Genomic DNA, 18818 nt, shown 5'->3' with positions numbered 1-18818 from the left:
ACTTGACCAGCTAGTACAGGTTGGCGTAAATAACATAACCATTAAAAGCTCCGAAAATTTGACTGATTACAAGGCTTGAAAATGGTTCATTCACTTACGCCGCAGTGTACTAGTAGAGAATTTACCCCCAATTCAAAAAAGTTGTCGTCAAGGAAGATATTGCTTGGGAATTTATTGGGTAAGTCATCATCATCCGTAAGTGTGAGGCTAAAGTTTTGACATTAGGTTCATAAAGCATCCGGTGGTGATTTCCAGGTACAGATATTACTTTCACAGAGTTTTCTGTGTAATCTTGCCATCCCCAGTCCGGTAAATCGTAATTAGAAATAGCTCGAAGTTGTTGTAAAGCAACTTCATCCACTTCTTCAGCGCGGAATAAACCGATGGGCGCGGAAATTTGATGGGAAGGCCGATAATTATCATAATTAATTGCCATTTGTTTCATCACTTGCATATTAGTTTTAAGCAAAGATAGGCTTGAGTTTTCCGGTAGGACATCATGTTTGTATAAATACTCTGCCACCAAATCCCAACGGGCTAACTCGTCTGGTTGAGCAGCTAAATCAGCGTAGTCCAAACCTAATGAAATTCTCTCTACATTTTCTATATGTTGGAGTAATTGCCACATCCAATCAATATCTGTCATCTTACTTGAATATTCAGGGTGAATAACCAAGCCAGCATCCAAGATAGCCAGTAATTCTACTTTTTCACCCTGGTTTTCCAGTTGGCAAGCCATTTCAAAAGCAACGACAGAACCTCCTGAATATCCTGCCAGTACGTATGGACCATGAGGTTGTTGCTCACGTAATAAATCAATCATTTGACTACTATGCAGTTCTACTGAATCTGGAACTTTGCCAAATCCATTTCTTCCTGGAGTTTCTAAACTATAAACCGGATGATTTTCTAAGTTGATAGCCAAGTCTTTAAAATAGAAACCATGTCCGTTAGTACCAGGTAAACAAAATATAGGAGTGGCATTTCCTTGGGATTGGAGTGTAAGCAAATGGGGATGGGATTGCTGCACTTCATGGTCAGAGATTTGTAATGCTAATTGAGCAATTGTTGGATTGTCAAATAAACTACTTAAAGCAAGTTTTTGATTAAATACTTTTTGAATATGATTGAGCAATTTGACAGCCAATAAAGAATGTCCCCCCAGTTCAAAGAAGTTGTCATTTACACCCACAGATTCTATTTTTAGCACCTGTAACCAGGTTTGTGTTAACAGTTCTTCTATGGGGTTACGTGGAGCAACATATTTTTCTAGTATTGTGCTGTCTAATTCTGGTTTTGGTAGGGCGCGATGGTCTATTTTACCGTTCGGTGTCAGTGGCAGAAATTCTACCATGACAATGGCTGATGGTATCATGTACCCTGGTAGTTTATTCACCAGGAATTGACGGATGGCTGTGCTTTCCGGCATCACGTCTTTTTTAGGTACTATGTACCCAACTAGACGTTTGTCTGTGGGAGTATCTTCACGAGCAATGACACAGGATGTCTGGATTTGAGGATGTTGATTGAGTACCGTTTCTATTTCTCCTAGTTCTATGCGGAATCCTCTGATTTTTACTTGATTATCTATGCGCCCTAAGTATTCTATGTTGCCATCAGTACCCCATCTTGCTAAGTCTCCTGTTCTGTAAATTCGCTCCACTTGACCACATATATCTATTTCCATAAATTTTTCCGTAGTCGCTTGGGGACGATTTAAATAGCCTCTAGCTAAACCAACCCCAGCAATACACAATTCCCCTGGTATTCCTGGCGGTAATAGTTGATTGTTTCTATCTAAGATATAGATGCGAAGATTAGATATTGGTTTACCAATAGGTGGTTTTCTGCCATTGGGTTGACAATGGAAGATAGTAGCGGTGACTGTGGATTCTGTAGGTCCGTAGCAATTGTAGAAATTTCTTTCTGTTCCCCACTGATTAACTAATTCAGTTGTACAAGCTTCACCACCTACTGTCAGATATTGCAAATCAGGTAATTTTGCTTTGGGTAGTACAGATAAGGCTGAAGGCGATAAGAAGCTATGGGTAATTTTGTTTACTGTTAAAAAGTCTACTAAGCTTTGACTAGGCAATAAAGTTACTTTATTTCCTAAATACAAACAAGCACCTGTCACTAAGGCTGTGCTAATTTCACCTACGGATAAATCAAAACTAAAAGAACCAAATTGCAATAATCGGCTATGGTTTTCTACTTGGAAAGTTTTAGCCCAGGTTAAACTTAAATTGACTATGGCGCTATGCTCTATCATTACCCCTTTGGGTCTTCCCGTAGATCCAGAGGTATAAATTACGTAGGCTAAATTATTAGGTTGACTTTGGTGACTGGGGTTTTCGGTTAATTCTAAGTTAAAGGTGTTTTCATCTAAACAAATTACCTGACAAGGTTTTTCTCGATTGTCTAAGGGTAATTCATTTAATAGTGATTTTTGTGTCAGCAATACTGAAACTTGAGCATCTTCTAACATGAAGCTCAAGCGTTCCTGGGGATATTCAGGGTCAAGGGGTACATACGCTCCTCCTGCTTTGAGAATCCCTAATAATCCAATTACCATTTCTAGGGAACGCTCTACACAAATCCCTACTAATGTATCTGGTTTTACACCCAACGTTTGTAAATAATTGGCTAACTGATTAGCCCGAATATTTAATTGCTGATAGGTGAGTTGTTGATTTTCAAACACCACCGCTACTGCATCCGGTGTTTTCTCTACCTGCTCTTCAAATAACTCATGGATACATTTATCAACAGGATATTCAACTTGGGTATCATTCCATTCTGTTAATAGCTGGTGCTTTTCAACTTCTGTCAATAATGATAATTGGGCAATAGACTCCTGGGGATTGGTGACAATTCCAGATAACAATCTTTGGAAATGTCCTAACAAACGAGAGATCGCTGAATCATCAAATCGGCTAGTATCATAACTAATTATTATCAGTAATTCCTTGCGAGGAATTACTCCTACTGTTAAAGGATAATTGGTTTGCTCAATACCCTGAACATTATCTATTGAGAAACCATAATTGGTTTTTTCCCCTGCCTCATTAACTGGATAATTCTCAAAAACAACAAGACTCTCAAATAAAGAAGTCCCTCCAGGAACATCACTCAATCTTTGAATATCTGCCAATGAGCTATAGGAATATTGTTCAGACTCAACTTGCTGTGTTTGTAAATCTTTTAACAAAGTCAAAACTTCAGTTTCAGCACAAGTTTTAACTCTTACTGGTAAGCTGTTGATAAACAATCCTACCATTGACTCCACACCCATTAAAGATGGGGGACGACCAGATACTGTAGCACCAAAAACAATATCTGATTCTTGACTGTACCGAGATAATAATAAAGCCCAAGCTCCCTGCACCACATTATTCATCGTCAGTTGATGCTGTCTGGCAAACGTCTGTAAATTTGATGTTTCCTCCCTTGTCAGTTGGATTTTTTGTTCCCTGTAACTAGAATCTAACTGTTTCTGGTTTGACGATAATTTATCAACTGTTAAAGGAGTTGGTGCTGTAAAGCCTTGCAATTTTTCTCGCCAAAATTCTTGAGCTTTGGTCAAGTCTTGCTGCTGTAACCAAGCAATATAATTGTCATAGCTTAAAACTGGTGGTAGTATTCGATTCTCACCTTTGATAATTGCTTGATAAGAATACAATAAGTCTTGGAAAAGTAAAGGCACTGACCAGCCATCAAGCAATAAGTGATGAAAATTCCACACAAATTGATAACTATCTGTACCCAATTGTATAACACTCCACTGCATTAATGGTGCAGCGGACAGTTGGAAACCCTGTTTTCTCTGAGACTGTAACAACAATTCTAATTTTTGTTGTGCTTCTTCAGGAGATAGGTGCTGCCAATCATCAGTCTGTAGTTTAACCTCTGCTTGCCGATAAACTATTTGCAGTGGCTGTGCCAATTGCTCCCAAATAAAAGCAGTCCGCAAAATTGAATGTCTTTCTAATACTTGCTGCCAAGCTTTTTCAAATGCTGACAGGTTTAAATTACCACTCAAATTGTAAATCGACTGTTCAAAATATGCCTGAGAATCAGGGGCATACAAACTTTCAAACAGCATCCCCTCTTGCATGGGGGACAGTGGATAAATATCTTCAATATTTCGCCAGTTAGTTTTGTCTAAACTTGCCAATAGTTGGTCTAGTTCTAACTGGTTGAGCTTCACTAATGGGAAATCTGAAGGTGTATAACCTCCATTTTCACCAGATGCACAATGGGTAATTATATCCTGCAATGTTTTGACAAATTCCTGTGCCAGTTTTTCAATGGTGGCATCTTGGTGAAGATTTCTGCTGTAAGTCCACTGTATTTCCAACTTTTCTCCCACTATCATGCTGTTTATATCTAGCAGATGAGGGCGGTTGTTTTGTGAACTGTGCATTCTTCCTGCCGACTCGTTCCCCATTTGTATCCAAGATCTTGTATTCATTTGTTGGTCAAATTGACCCAAATAATTAAAACTGATTTCGGCTTGGGGTAATTTCTTGAGTTGGTTGGCAATTTCTGGTTCTTGACTCAGATAGCGCAATAAGCCATAGCCAATTCCTTTATTGGGAATAGCTCTTAGTTGTTCTTTAACTGATTTTAAAGTGTCCCCTAAATTGTCTGTGGTTGGTAGTTCTACTACGACAGGGAATATGGTTGTAAACCAACCTATTGTCCGTGATAAATCTACACCATCAACTATGTCTTCCCTTCCATGTCCTTCTAAGTTGAACAGCACTCTCTTGGAGTTTGTCCATTTGCTCAAAACCAATCCTAAGGTGGTCAGTAGGATATCGTTAATTTGAGTGTTGTAAGCTTTTGGTACATCTTGCAGCAAGGTGCGAGTCTCCGCTTCGCTTAAATACGATGATATTGTGTTCTCTGCGCCAACGGTATTTTCCCCTTTTCTATGGTCTATTGCGATGGCAGGAACTTCTCTGCGATTTTGATTTAACCAATACGCGGTTTCAGTTTTCAGGGATTGGGATTGGGCATAATCTGTTAATTTCTCTGACCAATCTTTAAAAGCTGTGGTTTTGGCAGGCAGTTGAATAGCTTGACCTTGATCTATTTGCTGGTAGGCTGTTTGTAAATCTTCTAGTAAGATTCTCCAGGATACACCATCAATGGCTAAGTGATGGATTGTTATTAGTAATCGCGCTCTTTTACCGATACCCAGATGGAAAAAGGCGACTTCCACTAGGTTTTCTGATAATTCTAAGCTCGCCTGTAATAAATTCCCTTGCTCTTCTATAGCTTCTGGTTGCTTATTTTCTGGAATTTTTGATAGGTCTATCTCACAGAACCCAATTTTATCTTTTGGAGCAGAGTACATCTGTTGCCAAGTGGATTCATTTTGGGTAAAACTTAACCTTAGGGCATCATGATGTATTAGTAGTTGCTGGAATACTTGTTTTAATAGCTCTACTTTTAGATCACTGGGAACTGATAGCAGAAATGCTTGATTGAAGTGGTGTACTGCTGTAAAATTTTGCTCAAAAAACCAGTGTTGAATAGGTGTCAGAGGTAATGTACCTGTGACTAATTCTTGTTTTATCTCTGTGGTTTTGACTGTTCCTGCTATTGCTTCCAATTGGGCAATTGTTTGATTTGCAAATAGTTGTTTAGCTGTCAGTTCTAGTCCTGCTTGTTTGGCTTTGGCTAAAATTTGGATGCTGAGAATTGAATCTCCACCTAGTTCAAAGAAGTTATCGTGAATTCCTACTTGTTTTACTCTCAGCACTTCTGCCCAAATCTGCGCTAATATTTTTTCTGTTTGATTCCGTGGTAGCACAAAACTTATTTCTATTCCTGCACGGGAATCTGGTGCTGGTAAAGCCCGATGGTCTATTTTGCCGTTGGGAGTTAGGGGTAAGGATTCTAGTATCACAAAACCATGAGGCACCATATATTCTGGCAGTGTTTCTTTGAGATATTGGCGCATTTCACTGATGGTTACTGTGGAATCCTGATGTGGTACTAGGTAGGATACTAATTGCTTCTGTCCAGGAATGTCTTCACGAGCAATGACAGAGGATGTCTGGATTTGAGGATGTTGATTGAGTACCGTTTCTATTTCTCCTAGTTCTATGCGGAATCCTCTGATTTTTACTTGATTATCTATGCGCCCTAAGTATTCTATGTTGCCATCAGTACCCCATCTTGCTAAGTCTCCTGTTCTGTAAATTCGCTCCACTTGACCACATATATCTATTTCCATAAATTTTTCCGTAGTCGCTTGGGGACGATTTAAATAGCCTCTAGCTAAACCAACCCCAGCAATACACAATTCCCCTGGTATTCCTGGCGGTAATAGTTGATTGTTTCTATCTAAGATATAGATGCGAAGATTAGATATTGGTTTACCAATAGGTGGTTTTCTGCCATTGGGTTGACAATGGAAGATAGTAGCAGTGACTGTGGATTCTGTAGGTCCGTAGCAATTGTAGAAATTTCTTTCTGTTCCCCACTGATTAACTAATTCAGTTGTACAAGCTTCACCACCTACTGTCAGATATTGCAAATCAGGTAATTTTGCTTTGGGTAGTACAGATAAGGCTGAAGGCGATAAGAAGCTATGGGTAATTTTGTTTACTGTTAAAAAGTCTACTAAGCTTTGACTAGGCAATAAAGTTACTTTATTTCCTAAATACAAACAAGCACCTGTCACTAAGGCTGTGCTAATTTCACCTACGGATAAATCAAAACTAAAAGAACCAAATTGCAATAATCGGCTATGGTTTTCTACTTGGAAAGTTTTAGCCCAGGTTAAACTTAAATTGACTATGGCGCTATGCTCTATCATTACCCCTTTGGGTCTTCCCGTAGATCCAGAGGTATAAATTACGTAGGCTAAATTATTAGGTTGACTTTGGTGACTGGGGTTTTCGGTTAATTCTAAGTTAAAGGTGTCTTGGTCTAAACAAATGACCTGACAGGGGTTTGCTTGGTTATCTACGGGTAATTGACTTAATAGTGACTTTTGAGACAGTAGCAAAGATACTTGAGCATCTTCGAGCATCAAACTCACACGCTCAGTCGGATATTCTGGGTCAATTGGCAGATAAGCACCACCCGCTTTGAGAATACCCAGTAGTCCCACAATCATTTCTAGGGAACGCTCTACACAAATCCCCACTAATGTCTCTGGTTTTACACCCAACGTTTGTAAGTAATTGGCTAACTGATTAGCCCGACTATTTAATTGCTGATAGGTGAGTTGTTGATTTTCAAACACCACCGCTACTGCATCCGGTGTTTTCTCTACCTGCTCTTCAAATAACTCATGGATACATTTATCAACAGGATATTCAACTTGGGTATCATTCCATTCTGTTAATAGCTGGTGCTTTTCAACTTCTGTCAATAATGATAATTGGGCAATAGACTCCTGGGGATTGGTGACAATTCCAGATAACAATCTTTGGAAATGTCCTAACAAACGAGAGATCGCTGAATCATCAAATCGGCTAGTATCATAACTAATTATTATCAGTAATTCCTTGCGAGGAATTACTCCTACTGTTAAAGGATAATTGGTTTGCTCAATACCCTGAACATTATCTATTGAGAAACCATAATTGGTTTTTTCCCCTGCCTCATTAACTGGATAATTCTCAAAAACAACAAGACTCTCAAATAAAGAAGTCCCTCCAGGAACATCACTCAATCTTTGAATATCTGCCAATGAGCTATAGGAATATTGTTCAGACTCAACTTGCTGTGTTTGTAAATCTTTTAACAAAGTCAAAACTTCAGTTTCAGGACAAGTTTTAACTCTCACTGGTAAGCTATTGATAAATAATCCTACCATTGACTCCACACCCATTAAAGATGGAGGACGACCAGATACTGTAGCACCAAAAACAATATCTGATTCTTGACTGTACCGAGATAATAATAAACCCCAAGCTCCCTGCACCAAATTATTCATCGTCAGTTGATGCTTTCGGACAAAGGTCTGTAAAGCTTCTGTTTGTTGCGCTGTCAGTTGAATTTTTTGTTCCCTGTAACGAGAATCTAACTGTTTACCCTTTGAAGATAATTTATCAACTGTTAAAGGAGTTGGTGCTGTAAAACCTTGCAGTTTTTCTCGCCAAAATTCTTCAGCTTTGCTCAAGTCTTGCTGCTGTAACCAAGCAATATATTTGTCATAGCTTAAAACTGCTGGTAGTGTTGGATTTTCACCTTTGATAATTGCTTGATAAAAATACAATAGGTCTTGGAACAGTAAAGGCACTGACCAGCCATCAAGCAATAAATGATGAAAATTCCACACAAATTGATAACTATCTGCACTCAATTGTATAACACTTAACTGCATTAATGGTGCTGTAGACAGTTGGAAACCCTGTTTTCTCTGAGACTGCACTAACACCTCTAATTTTTCTTGTGCTTCTTGAGTCGATAGGTGCTGCCAATCCTCGCTCTCTATTTTAACATCCACTTGCCGATAAACTATTTGCACCGGCTCTGCCAACTGCTCCCAAATAAAAGCAGTCCGCAATATTGAATGTCTTGCTACTACTTGCTGCCAAGCTTTTTCAAATGCTACCAGGTTTAGTTTACCACTCAAATTGTAAATCGACTGTTCAAAATATACTTGAGAATCAGGGGCATACAAACTTTCAAACAGCATCCCCTCTTGCATTGGTGACAGTGGATATATATTTTCAATATTTCGCCAGTTAGTTTTTTTCGTTTTGCCGAAACTTGCCAATAGTTGGTCTATTTCTAACTGGTTGAGCTTCACTAATGGGAAATCTGAAGGTGTATAACCTCCATTTTCGCCAGATGCACAATGGGTAATTATATCCTGCAATGTTTTGACAAATTCCTGTGCCAGTTTTTCAATGGTGGCATCTTGGTGAAGATTTCTGCTGTAAGTCCACTGTATTTCCAACTTTTCTCCCACTATCATGCTGTTTATATCTAGCAGATGAGGGCGGTTGTTTTGTGAACTGTGCATTCTTCCTGCCGACTCGTTCCCCATTTGTATCCAAGATCTTGTATTCATTTGTTGGTCAAATTGACCCAAATAATTAAAACTGATTTCGGCTTGGGGTAATTTCTTGAGTTGGTTGGCAATTTCTGGTTCTTGACTCAGATAGCGCAATAAGCCATAGCCAATTCCTTTATTGGGAATAGCTCTTAGTTGTTCTTTAACTGATTTTAAAGTGTCCCCTAAATTGTCTGTGGTTGGTAGTTCTACTACGACAGGGAATATGGTTGTAAACCAACCTATTGTCCGTGATAAATCTACACCATCAACTATGTCTTCCCTTCCATGTCCTTCTAAGTTGAACAGCACTCTCTTGGAGTTTGTCCATTTGCTCAAAACCAATCCTAAGGTGGTCAGTAGGATATCGTTAATTTGAGTGTTGTAAGCTTTTGGTACATCTTGCAGCAAGGTGCGAGTCTCCGCTTCGCTTAAATACGATGATATTGTGTTCTCTGCGCCAACGGTATTTTCCCCTTTTCTATGGTCTATTGCGATGGCAGGAACTTCTCTGCGATTTTGATTTAACCAATACGCGGTTTCAGTTTTCAGGGATTGGGATTGGGCATAATCTGTTAATTTCTCTGACCAATCTTTAAAAGCTGTGGTTTTGGCAGGCAGTTGAATAGCTTGACCTTGATCTATTTGCTGGTAGGCTGTTTGTAAATCTTCTAGTAAGATTCTCCAGGATACACCATCAATGGCTAAGTGATGGATTGTTATTAGTAATCGCGCTCTTTTACCGATACCCAGATGGAAAAAGGCGACTTCCACTAGGTTTTCTGATAATTCTAAGCTCGCCTGTAATAAATTCCCTTGCTCTTCTATAGCTTCTGGTTGCTTATTTTCTGGAATTTTTGATAGGTCTATCTCACAGAACCCAATTTTATCTTTTGGAGCAGAGTACATCTGTTGCCAAGTGGATTCATTTTGGGTAAAACTTAACCTTAGGGCATCATGATGTATTAGTAGTTGCTGGAATACTTGTTTTAATAGCTCTACTTTTAGATCACTGGGAACTGATAGCAGAAATGCTTGATTGAAGTGGTGTACTGCTGTAAAATTTTGCTCAAAAAACCAGTGTTGAATAGGTGTCAGAGGTAATGTACCTGTGACTAATTCTTGTTTTATCTCTGTGGTTTTGACTGTTCCTGCTATTGCTTCCAATTGGGCAATTGTTTGATTTGCAAATAGTTGTTTAGCTGTCAGTTCTAGTCCTGCTTGTTTGGCTTTGGCTAAAATTTGGATGCTGAGAATTGAATCTCCACCTAGTTCAAAGAAGTTATCGTGAATTCCTACTTGTTTTACTCTCAGCACTTCTGCCCAAATCTGCGCTAATATTTTTTCTGTTTGATTCCGTGGTAGCACAAAACTTATTTCTATTCCTGCACGGGAATCTGGTGCTGGTAAAGCCCGATGGTCTATTTTGCCGTTGGGAGTTAGGGGTAAGGATTCTAGTATCACAAAACCATGAGGCACCATATATTCTGGCAGTGTTTCTTTGAGATATTGGCGCATTTCACTGATGGTTACTGTGGAATCCTGATGTGGTACTAGGTAGGATACTAATTGCTTCTGTCCAGGAATGTCTTCACGAGCAATGACAGAGGATGTCTGGATTTGAGGATGTTGATTGAGTACCGTTTCTATTTCTCCTAGTTCTATGCGGAATCCTCTGATTTTTACTTGATTATCTATGCGCCCTAAGTATTCTATGTTGCCATCAGCACCCCATCTTGCTAAGTCTCCTGTTCTGTAAATTCGCTCCACTTGACCACATATATCTATTTCCATAAATTTTTCCGTAGTCGCTTGGGGACGATTTAAATAGCCTCTAGCTAAACCAACCCCAGCAATACACAATTCCCCTGGTATTCCTGGCGGTAATAGTTGATTGTTTCTATCTAAGATATAGATGCGAAGATTAGATATTGGTTTACCAATAGGTGGTTTTCTGCCATTGGGTTGACAATGGAAGATAGTAGCGGTGACTGTGGATTCTGTAGGTCCGTAGCAATTGTAGAAATTTCTTTCTGTTCCCCACTGATTAACTAATTCAGTTGTACAAGCTTCACCACCTACTGTCAGATATTGCAAATCAGGTAATTTTGCTTTGGGTAGTACAGATAAGGCTGAAGGCGATAAGAAGCTATGGGTAATTTTGTTTACTGTTAAAAAGTCTACTAAGCTTTGACTAGGCAATAAAGTTACTTTATTTCCTAAATACAAACAAGCACCTGTCACTAAGGCTGTGCTAATTTCACCTACGGATAAATCAAAACTAAAAGAACCAAATTGCAATAATCGGCTATGGTTTTCTACTTGGAAAGTTTTAGCCCAGGTTAAACTTAAATTGACTATGGCGCTATGCTCTATCATTACCCCTTTGGGTCTTCCCGTAGATCCAGAGGTATAAATTACGTAGGCTAAATTATTAGGTTGACTTTGGTGACTGGGGTTTTCGGTTAATTCTAAGTTAAAGGTGTTTTCATCTAAACAAATTACCTGACAAGGTTTTTCTCGATTGTCTAAGGGTAATTCATTTAATAGTGATTTTTGTGTCAGCAATACTGAAACTTGAGCATCTTCTAACATGAAGCTCAAGCGTTCCTGGGGATATTCGGGGTCAAGGGGTACATACGCTCCTCCTGCTTTGAGAATCCCTAATAATCCAATTACCATTTCTAGGGAACGCTCTACACAAATCCCTACTAATGTATCTGGTTTTACACCCAACGTTTGTAAGTAATTGGCTAACTGATTAGCCCGACTATTTAATTGCTGATAGGTGAGTTGTTGATTTTCAAATACTACCGCTACTGCATCCGGTGTTTTCTCTACCTGCTCTTCAAATAACTCATGGATACATTTATCAACAGGATATTCAACTTGGGTATCATTCCATTCTGTTAATAGCTGGTGCTTTTCAACTTCTGTCAATAATGGTAATTGGGCAATAGACTCCTGGGGATTGGTGACAATGGATTCCAGCAGGGTAATATAATGTCCTGCCATCCGCTCAATAGTCCTACTATTAAATAAGTCGGTGTTGTATTGCCAGCAAGGTTGCAACACTCCCTGAGCTTCCATTACCATTAAATTCAAATCTAAGTCTGCTCCCCTTTGATGTCCGAGCAAGTATGGCTCCATCTGAAGCACTTGTTCTTGAATGTGTGATGATTTTTCTGTTAGTTCACACCAACGATGTCGTTGCCAAGTAAAACTAACTTGAGATAAAGGAGAACGGCTGGGATTCTTTTGTGGCTGAAGTTTTTGTGCTAACAAACCAAAAGGGTAATCTTGATGATATTGGGCTTTTTTTACTGTCTTGCTGACTTGAGCCAGAAATTCTTGGAATGTCGCATTTTCCTGGACAGAAACCCTTAAAACTGTCAGGTTAACAAAGTAGCCAACAATCTCTTCGAAGTTTCCCCCCCTCCTACCCCTCATCGGGCTGGATATGAGGATATCTGTTTGGTTGGTGTATCGGTAAAGTTGGATGTAAAATGCTGTAAGCAGAATCTGATAAAGGCTGGTTTTAGATGCTACAGCTAGATGGTTGAGTTTTTCAGTTAACTGTTCATCTAGCTTGACTATGTATGATGCCCCTTGATATGTCTGTACTGCGGGGCGGGGTTTGTCTGGTAGCAAATTCAAAATTGGCAATTCTCCAGCTAATTGTTCTTGCCAGTGTTGCCACAGTTTTTCTCCCTGAGAACTAGATAGCATTTCTGATTGCCAGTGAACAAAGTCCGCATAGGATTTTTTTTCACTGAGATAATCTACTGTTTCTGTCTGTTCTTGACTAATTTGCTCAATTTCCCTGAGATATAAAGTTTGAAATTCACTCAGCAATAAATCAAAAGACCACATATCACCGGCAATGTGGTGCATTGTCAGCATGAGAATGTGTTTTTCTGCTGAACGACTAAATAAATTAACTCTCAAAACTGAATCTTGTTCTAAGTTAAAAGGGCGGTCAGCAATAGCATAGATTTTCTTTGCTAATTGTTCTTCGCTCCACTCCTTGCTATCTATTACCTCAACACTAAAATTCTCTTGTTGATTAACCTGCTGTACCGGTTTACCTTCATGATTGGTGTATGTGGTTCTCAGAATCGGGTGCTTTTCAATAATTTTTTGCCATACACGATTCACAACATCAATCTTTAACTCATAATCAATTTTTACCGTAATAAATATATTATAAGCAACGCTCTCTGGGGCAATTTGGTAGATAAACCACATTGCTTCTTGACCACATGAAAGTGGATAAATATTTTTAATATTTCTTGTCATAATTAGGCACACTCAAATACAAAATTTTACTACTAATTTTTTGATGATTTTGGCTTTTTAAGTAAGCAAATTTTCAATACAGCACTTTCCGGTGTTATGAGGTACATATCCAGCGGGCAAGATGCCCGCACTACAAGAGTTTTATAGTTCAAGTTTGCACCACATCAGAGCGAAATCTGCTGTAATATTTGCTTTATTTTAAGTTATTAAAAATAATATTATCAGGTTTAGCCGTCAACTACAAGGATATTTTACATAGTTAACCAGACAGTTAAGGAACTTCCAACTGTCAAGTAGTGAGACAGAATTAATTACACAATATCATTGCGTAAGCGTTGCGTGGCGTTAGCCATATGGAACGAAGTGAAATGAAGCAATAGCAAGGGTTGTGATTGCTTCCCTTCCCTCGCAATGACTGTAAATATTTTCGTCTAATTAATTACACAATACACAACGAAAATTGGTCATTTGGAGACTGAGAATTTGCGAACTGCTTGCAGCAGCGCTTCGCTATCGCCTACCAATATTCATTATGTTTGGTACAAAATATAAGATTTGATGGTTATGAAATTAAGAAAAAACCGATTGCGACACCGGGGTGCGGAATGTAGGTTAAAAGTGCGGTAATGGTGAGTCAATCACTAGGTTTTGGTATCTGTGCCATAGCCATTTTATAAATAATCCTCTTCGTATTCTTGTAATGATGTTTCAGTAAAGGTATTCTGACTTTGAGTTACTGTTTGAATTGCTGCAATTGTTTGAGCTAAACCCACAATAGTAGGTGTTTGCAATAAACGCTGGAGAGACAATTCTAAAGAGAAATCTTCCCGTAACCGAGAAATTACTTGACCAGCTAGTAAAGAATTTCCCCCCAATTCAAAAAAGTTATCATGAATTCCTAAAAGTGTCACTTTTAAAACTTGTTGCCAACATTGGGCAATTTTTAACTCTATCTCGTTCCGTGGTTCAATCTGCTCCCTATTTTCCTGATTGTTACTTCTTTTAATGAGTCTAGCACGATCAACTTCACCATTTTCTAAACAAGGCATTTCTGGCAGTTGTACAGAGTCATAAATACAAACATTGCCAAAATTATCTTGCACTTTTAAGCCCGGTAATTTAACAACCTCCCCCGTATTAGTTGTAAAATAGGCGGTTAATTTCTGTAAATTAAAAGTTGATGATTGCCAACGTAGAATATTTTGATTACTGCCATCTAAACCGATCAATAAATTATGTTGCTGATGGTGTAAGCTGGCCAGCATAGAAGATATTGCTTGGGAGCAGGACATGATATAAGAACCTTTAGCACGGATCAGATTTTTCATTTGATATCCTTGACTCATTCCTGTATCATCCCACATACTCCAACTGAAACAATAGCTGGTTAATTTATTGGTTAATTTATTTGGGGAATTTTGGTAATGAGTAAAACTATCGAGAAAACTATTAGCAGCAGCATAACCACCCACAGCAGTGCTACCAAAAAAACCGTGTGCTGAAGAAAAGTTAATAAAAATACTTGCCTGATTCTCTTTTGCTAACTGATGCAATACCCAAGCACCCAACAATTTAGGACATAGAATTGCGGCTAAGTTTTCCTGCGTTTCTTCTAGTACCTGTTGTTCGTGAAAAGTTCCAGCTAAATGCAATATACCATCAAGATTTTCACCCCATCTAAATTGAGCTTTTTCTACTATTATTTGCAACTGTTCTAAGTCACAGATATCAACGGACTCATAAATTACTTCACCCCCAAGCTGTGCTAATTCTTGATAGAGTTTGATGTGTTTTTCTGAATTTAGGGGAGTTCTCCCAACTAATAATAATTTAGCTTGGTAATGTTTTAACAAATACCGGGCAACTTCAACACCTATACCACCAAGTCCCCCGGTTATTAAATAAGTTCCTTCTTGTTGAAAGGTAATTGATGATTTAGGTGTGTTGGTAAAATCAACTTGTTCTAAGCGAGAAATTAAACGTTGTCCATTTCTGTATGCTAACTCTCGTTCTTTTGAGGAAATTTGCATTTCTTGGAGAATATAAAACCCATTTTTTTCAACTTCCGCAAAAGGTAAATCAATGTGGCGGCAGTTTAGTTTAGGTAGTTCTTGAGGAATAGTTTTTAATAGTCCTAATACTGTTGATTTCTCATAAGCTATAGGATCATCTGAGGCAATAGACTGAATATGAGAAGAAATAAATAGTAATTGAATATAATTATTAGTACCTTGAACTTTTGCTAAAGCCTGAACCAGGAATAATAAACTATATATTCCCTGTGCTTGTGCTTTTTCTAAGCTATCAATATTATTAATTTCCTGATATTTATCGTAAGTCCAAAGATGAAGAATCTGCCCAATAATAATCTTATCTGCTGCTAGGGATTCGATTAAAAGTTGATAATCTTTGGCTATTTCGGGATTAACTACATAATGAGAACTACTGATTTTTTGAAATTCTTTTCCAGGGTAAACGGTAATATATGACAGTTTATTTTCTGACAATGTTTGACATAAATAGTCACCCAACCCCCAATCATCGAGAAATACTAGAGTTGTATTAGTAATAGTTAAAGAGGAATTAACAGTAATGGGTGATTTAGGTTTCCATACTTGACGGTAAAACCAATTAGGAATGGTATTACTATTGCCTAGTAATATATCAACTCGTTTAATAGTTGATTTAAATTCACCTGTTTGGAAACGTTGGCTGAGTTGAGAACGTTGAATTTTGCCAATAGCGGTTTTAGGAATAATGTCTTTATCTATTGGAATTAAATAATCAGGATTTATTCTCACCTTGTTCACAACACAAGCGCGAATTTCCTTGAGTAGAGTTAATAAACTTTGATCATCATTTAGGTAAGTATTAAAAAATATAGCTAATTTATCAGTATTACTTCCTGGTTGTCTGACTGCACAAGCACCTGTATAAGAAACTTCTACTCCTGTCATTTCCTCAACAGCAGCTTCAATTTCATGACAATAGTAATTTAATCCATTAATGATAATTACATCTTTGATTCTGCCCGTAATGGTTAAACGTCCTTGATCTAGAAAGCCTAAATCCCCCGTATTAAACCAACCATCAGTAGTAAAAGCTTCTTGGTTTGCTTGTGGATTTTGATAGTAACCGATAGTAACAGATGCACCTTTTACCTGTAAACGCCCAATAGTATTTTCGGTTACTATTTGTTCGTTTTCATCAACAATCCGTAATGCAGCACCAGCAATTGGTAATCCTAATTCTACAAATGAAGTTTGATCTGAGGAAGATTCTAGAGAAAAACTGTCAGAATAGGTAATACCAGAAGAAGTTTCACACATTCCAAAGGCTGGGTGAATAGCATTAGTTGGTAAACCATGATGACTGAGAAGTTTTAAGAAATTCCTCGCTGTTTTTGTAACAATTGGTTCTCCAGCATTGATGATAAACTTCATAGAAGATAAATCCCATTGCTGGCGATTGATTTCTACAGCACGGTCACAAATTAAGGAAAACGCAAAGTTAGGCGACCAGCTAATTGTCGCTTGATGTTTATCAATTAAATCTAGCCAGTGAAGCGGTTTCTGTACAATTAAATCAGTATGTACATGAATTTGCTGGCAACCTAAACTCGCAGCCATGATACTCAGAGAAACTAACGCACCCACATGATCTAAAGGCATCCAGTTTAAAACACTTTCCTGGCTGGAAAAATGACCCATTAAAATTAAGCCAGTTGTCATACTCAAGATATTGCGATGATTTAACATCACACACTTGGGTATTCCCGTGCTGCCAGAAGTCAAAAGCAAAATTGCTAAATCTTCGGGTTGATTCTCATATATGTTTAAATCTGCTTCACATTGACGCAACTCATCAACGGTTACAATTTTAAAGTTTTCTAAGTTTAAACCTCTGGCAAAATCATCAATATCAGCAGCTAAAGAACCACTTGTTAGTACCAAGGGTTTCTCTAACATCTCCCAGGTGTTTTTTAATTTACTGGCTGTATTATTGGCTGGTTCATAAATGGGAGCAATAGATACTGGTACTGGAACAAAACCACCCAAAACACAACCCCAAAAAGCACAGATAAAATCTTGATTATCTTCCAGTTGGAAAATTACTTTGTCTTGAGGTTTGAGTCCTGTTTTTCTTAATCCAGCTAAAATGATTTGGGCATCTTGCCATAATTTTCTGTAAGATTGAAATGTCTCACTACCATCAGATTTAATATAGATAATACCTTTGTTTGAATTTTCTGAGGCTCGTTGTAATACTTCTACTAAATTTTTAGGAGCGTCTGGGGAGTATGGCAGTGGTTCACTGTGACTAATGGCTAATTTTTTTGATAAATAATAATTTTTATTTTCTATGTTTTGACTATGTGTACTTACTTGTATTTCTTGTTGGTTATTTTCATAGGGGTTTGCTGGAGTCTCCCCCAACAAATCTTCTAAATGCACAGGAGGAATACTAATACTTTTAACCACAGGTTCAACAACCACAGCAACCTGATCAATTTCTGACAATGACTCTAATTGCTTTTCTAAATCTCGTATTAAGTCAGATTTAATTACTTCTAAACTAGCTAACGCAACTTCATCTACCTGCCCTGTCTCTGTTAAGGGTATGGTAGAGACAGGTACAAATGCAGTGGGTGTCAACTCGCTGGGAAGAATTGTTTGCAGGTGAGATAAAAGTTGTTCTGGTGCAAACAAACCTGATGGAACTATATAAGCTATTAATTCCTGTTTTACCTTTTCTGTCTGTCTCTTGATAACTACACAATCATCTACAGTCAAACTCGACCGAATAGCAACTTCTATTTTTTGGTATGTAAAATTTTCGTTAGTTGAAGTCGCTAAAATTTGATTATGGTTGTCTAAATTCATTGTCTTTATATATCCTTATTAAGATTAAAGCGGCTGTTAATTATTTTCTAATTAATCGTAATTATAAGGTAAAACAGTCATTTATTTTCTTTTATTTCAATTGATGTTATTTTTTAAAGTTATGCTTATTTTAAAATAATGCTTATTAAGCAAACAAATATACTGCAAATGGTTCATAGTTCAACTAAATATGAAACCTCTCCCTAACTCTCTCCTAGAGGGTGTTTGAAAAGTTATGGTTGATGTATCAAATATTTTTTACCCCACCCTAACCCTCCCCAAAGCATCGGGGAGGGAACTAGATATTTATTGTTTCCCCCCTTTACAAGGCTATCGTGTACACACAAGTTATAATTACCCCCATTAATCCCCCTGATGCAAAGGGGGGAAACAAGAATCCAGTTCCCTCCCCAAAGCATCGGGGAGGGTTAGGGTAGGGTAATTTGAGGAATAATGGTGATGCGATAACTTGTGTGTACACCGTAGCTTTATAAGGGGAAAGGGGGGTAACAATGTGATGAAAATTACGGTATACGACTTTTCAAACATCCTCTAAGGTATTGCAGTTTCTGACCCATTTTTTTATTTTCTTTGTATGATAAGAAAGT

The 18818-nt window shown here is 38.0% G+C and carries 2 protein-coding genes; both read right to left on the bottom strand.

Features of this window, described 5'->3' with window-relative positions:
* Positions 1-121: 121 nt before the first annotated feature.
* Positions 122-13327 carry a non-ribosomal peptide synthetase gene (locus tag NG743_RS08965; RefSeq protein WP_257121866.1) on the bottom strand — a complete coding sequence of 4402 codons (13206 nt, stop codon included), beginning with the start codon at positions 13325-13327 and terminating at the stop codon, positions 122-124.
* 671 nt (positions 13328-13998) lie between these two features.
* Positions 13999-18210 (bottom strand): non-ribosomal peptide synthetase, encoded by a 4212-nt coding sequence (locus NG743_RS08960; protein ID WP_257121865.1) that lies wholly within the window; start codon positions 18208-18210, stop codon positions 13999-14001.
* Positions 18211-18818 lie beyond the last annotated feature (608 nt).

The organism is Dolichospermum heterosporum TAC447, assembly GCF_024584745.1.
In the GTDB taxonomy this organism is placed as follows: Bacteria; Cyanobacteriota; Cyanobacteriia; order Cyanobacteriales; family Nostocaceae; genus Dolichospermum; species Dolichospermum heterosporum.
The sequence above is the reverse complement of the archived record's forward strand: the minus strand, read 5'-3'. Positions and strand labels throughout refer to the sequence as shown.

Coding starts and splice junctions, on each gene's coding strand:
- NG743_RS08960 (WP_257121865.1), bottom strand. CDS start 18,210: ATGAATTTAGACAACCATAATCAAATTTTAGCGACTTCAACTAACGAA.
- NG743_RS08965 (WP_257121866.1), bottom strand. CDS start 13,327: ATGACAAGAAATATTAAAAATATTTATCCACTTTCATGTGGTCAAGAA.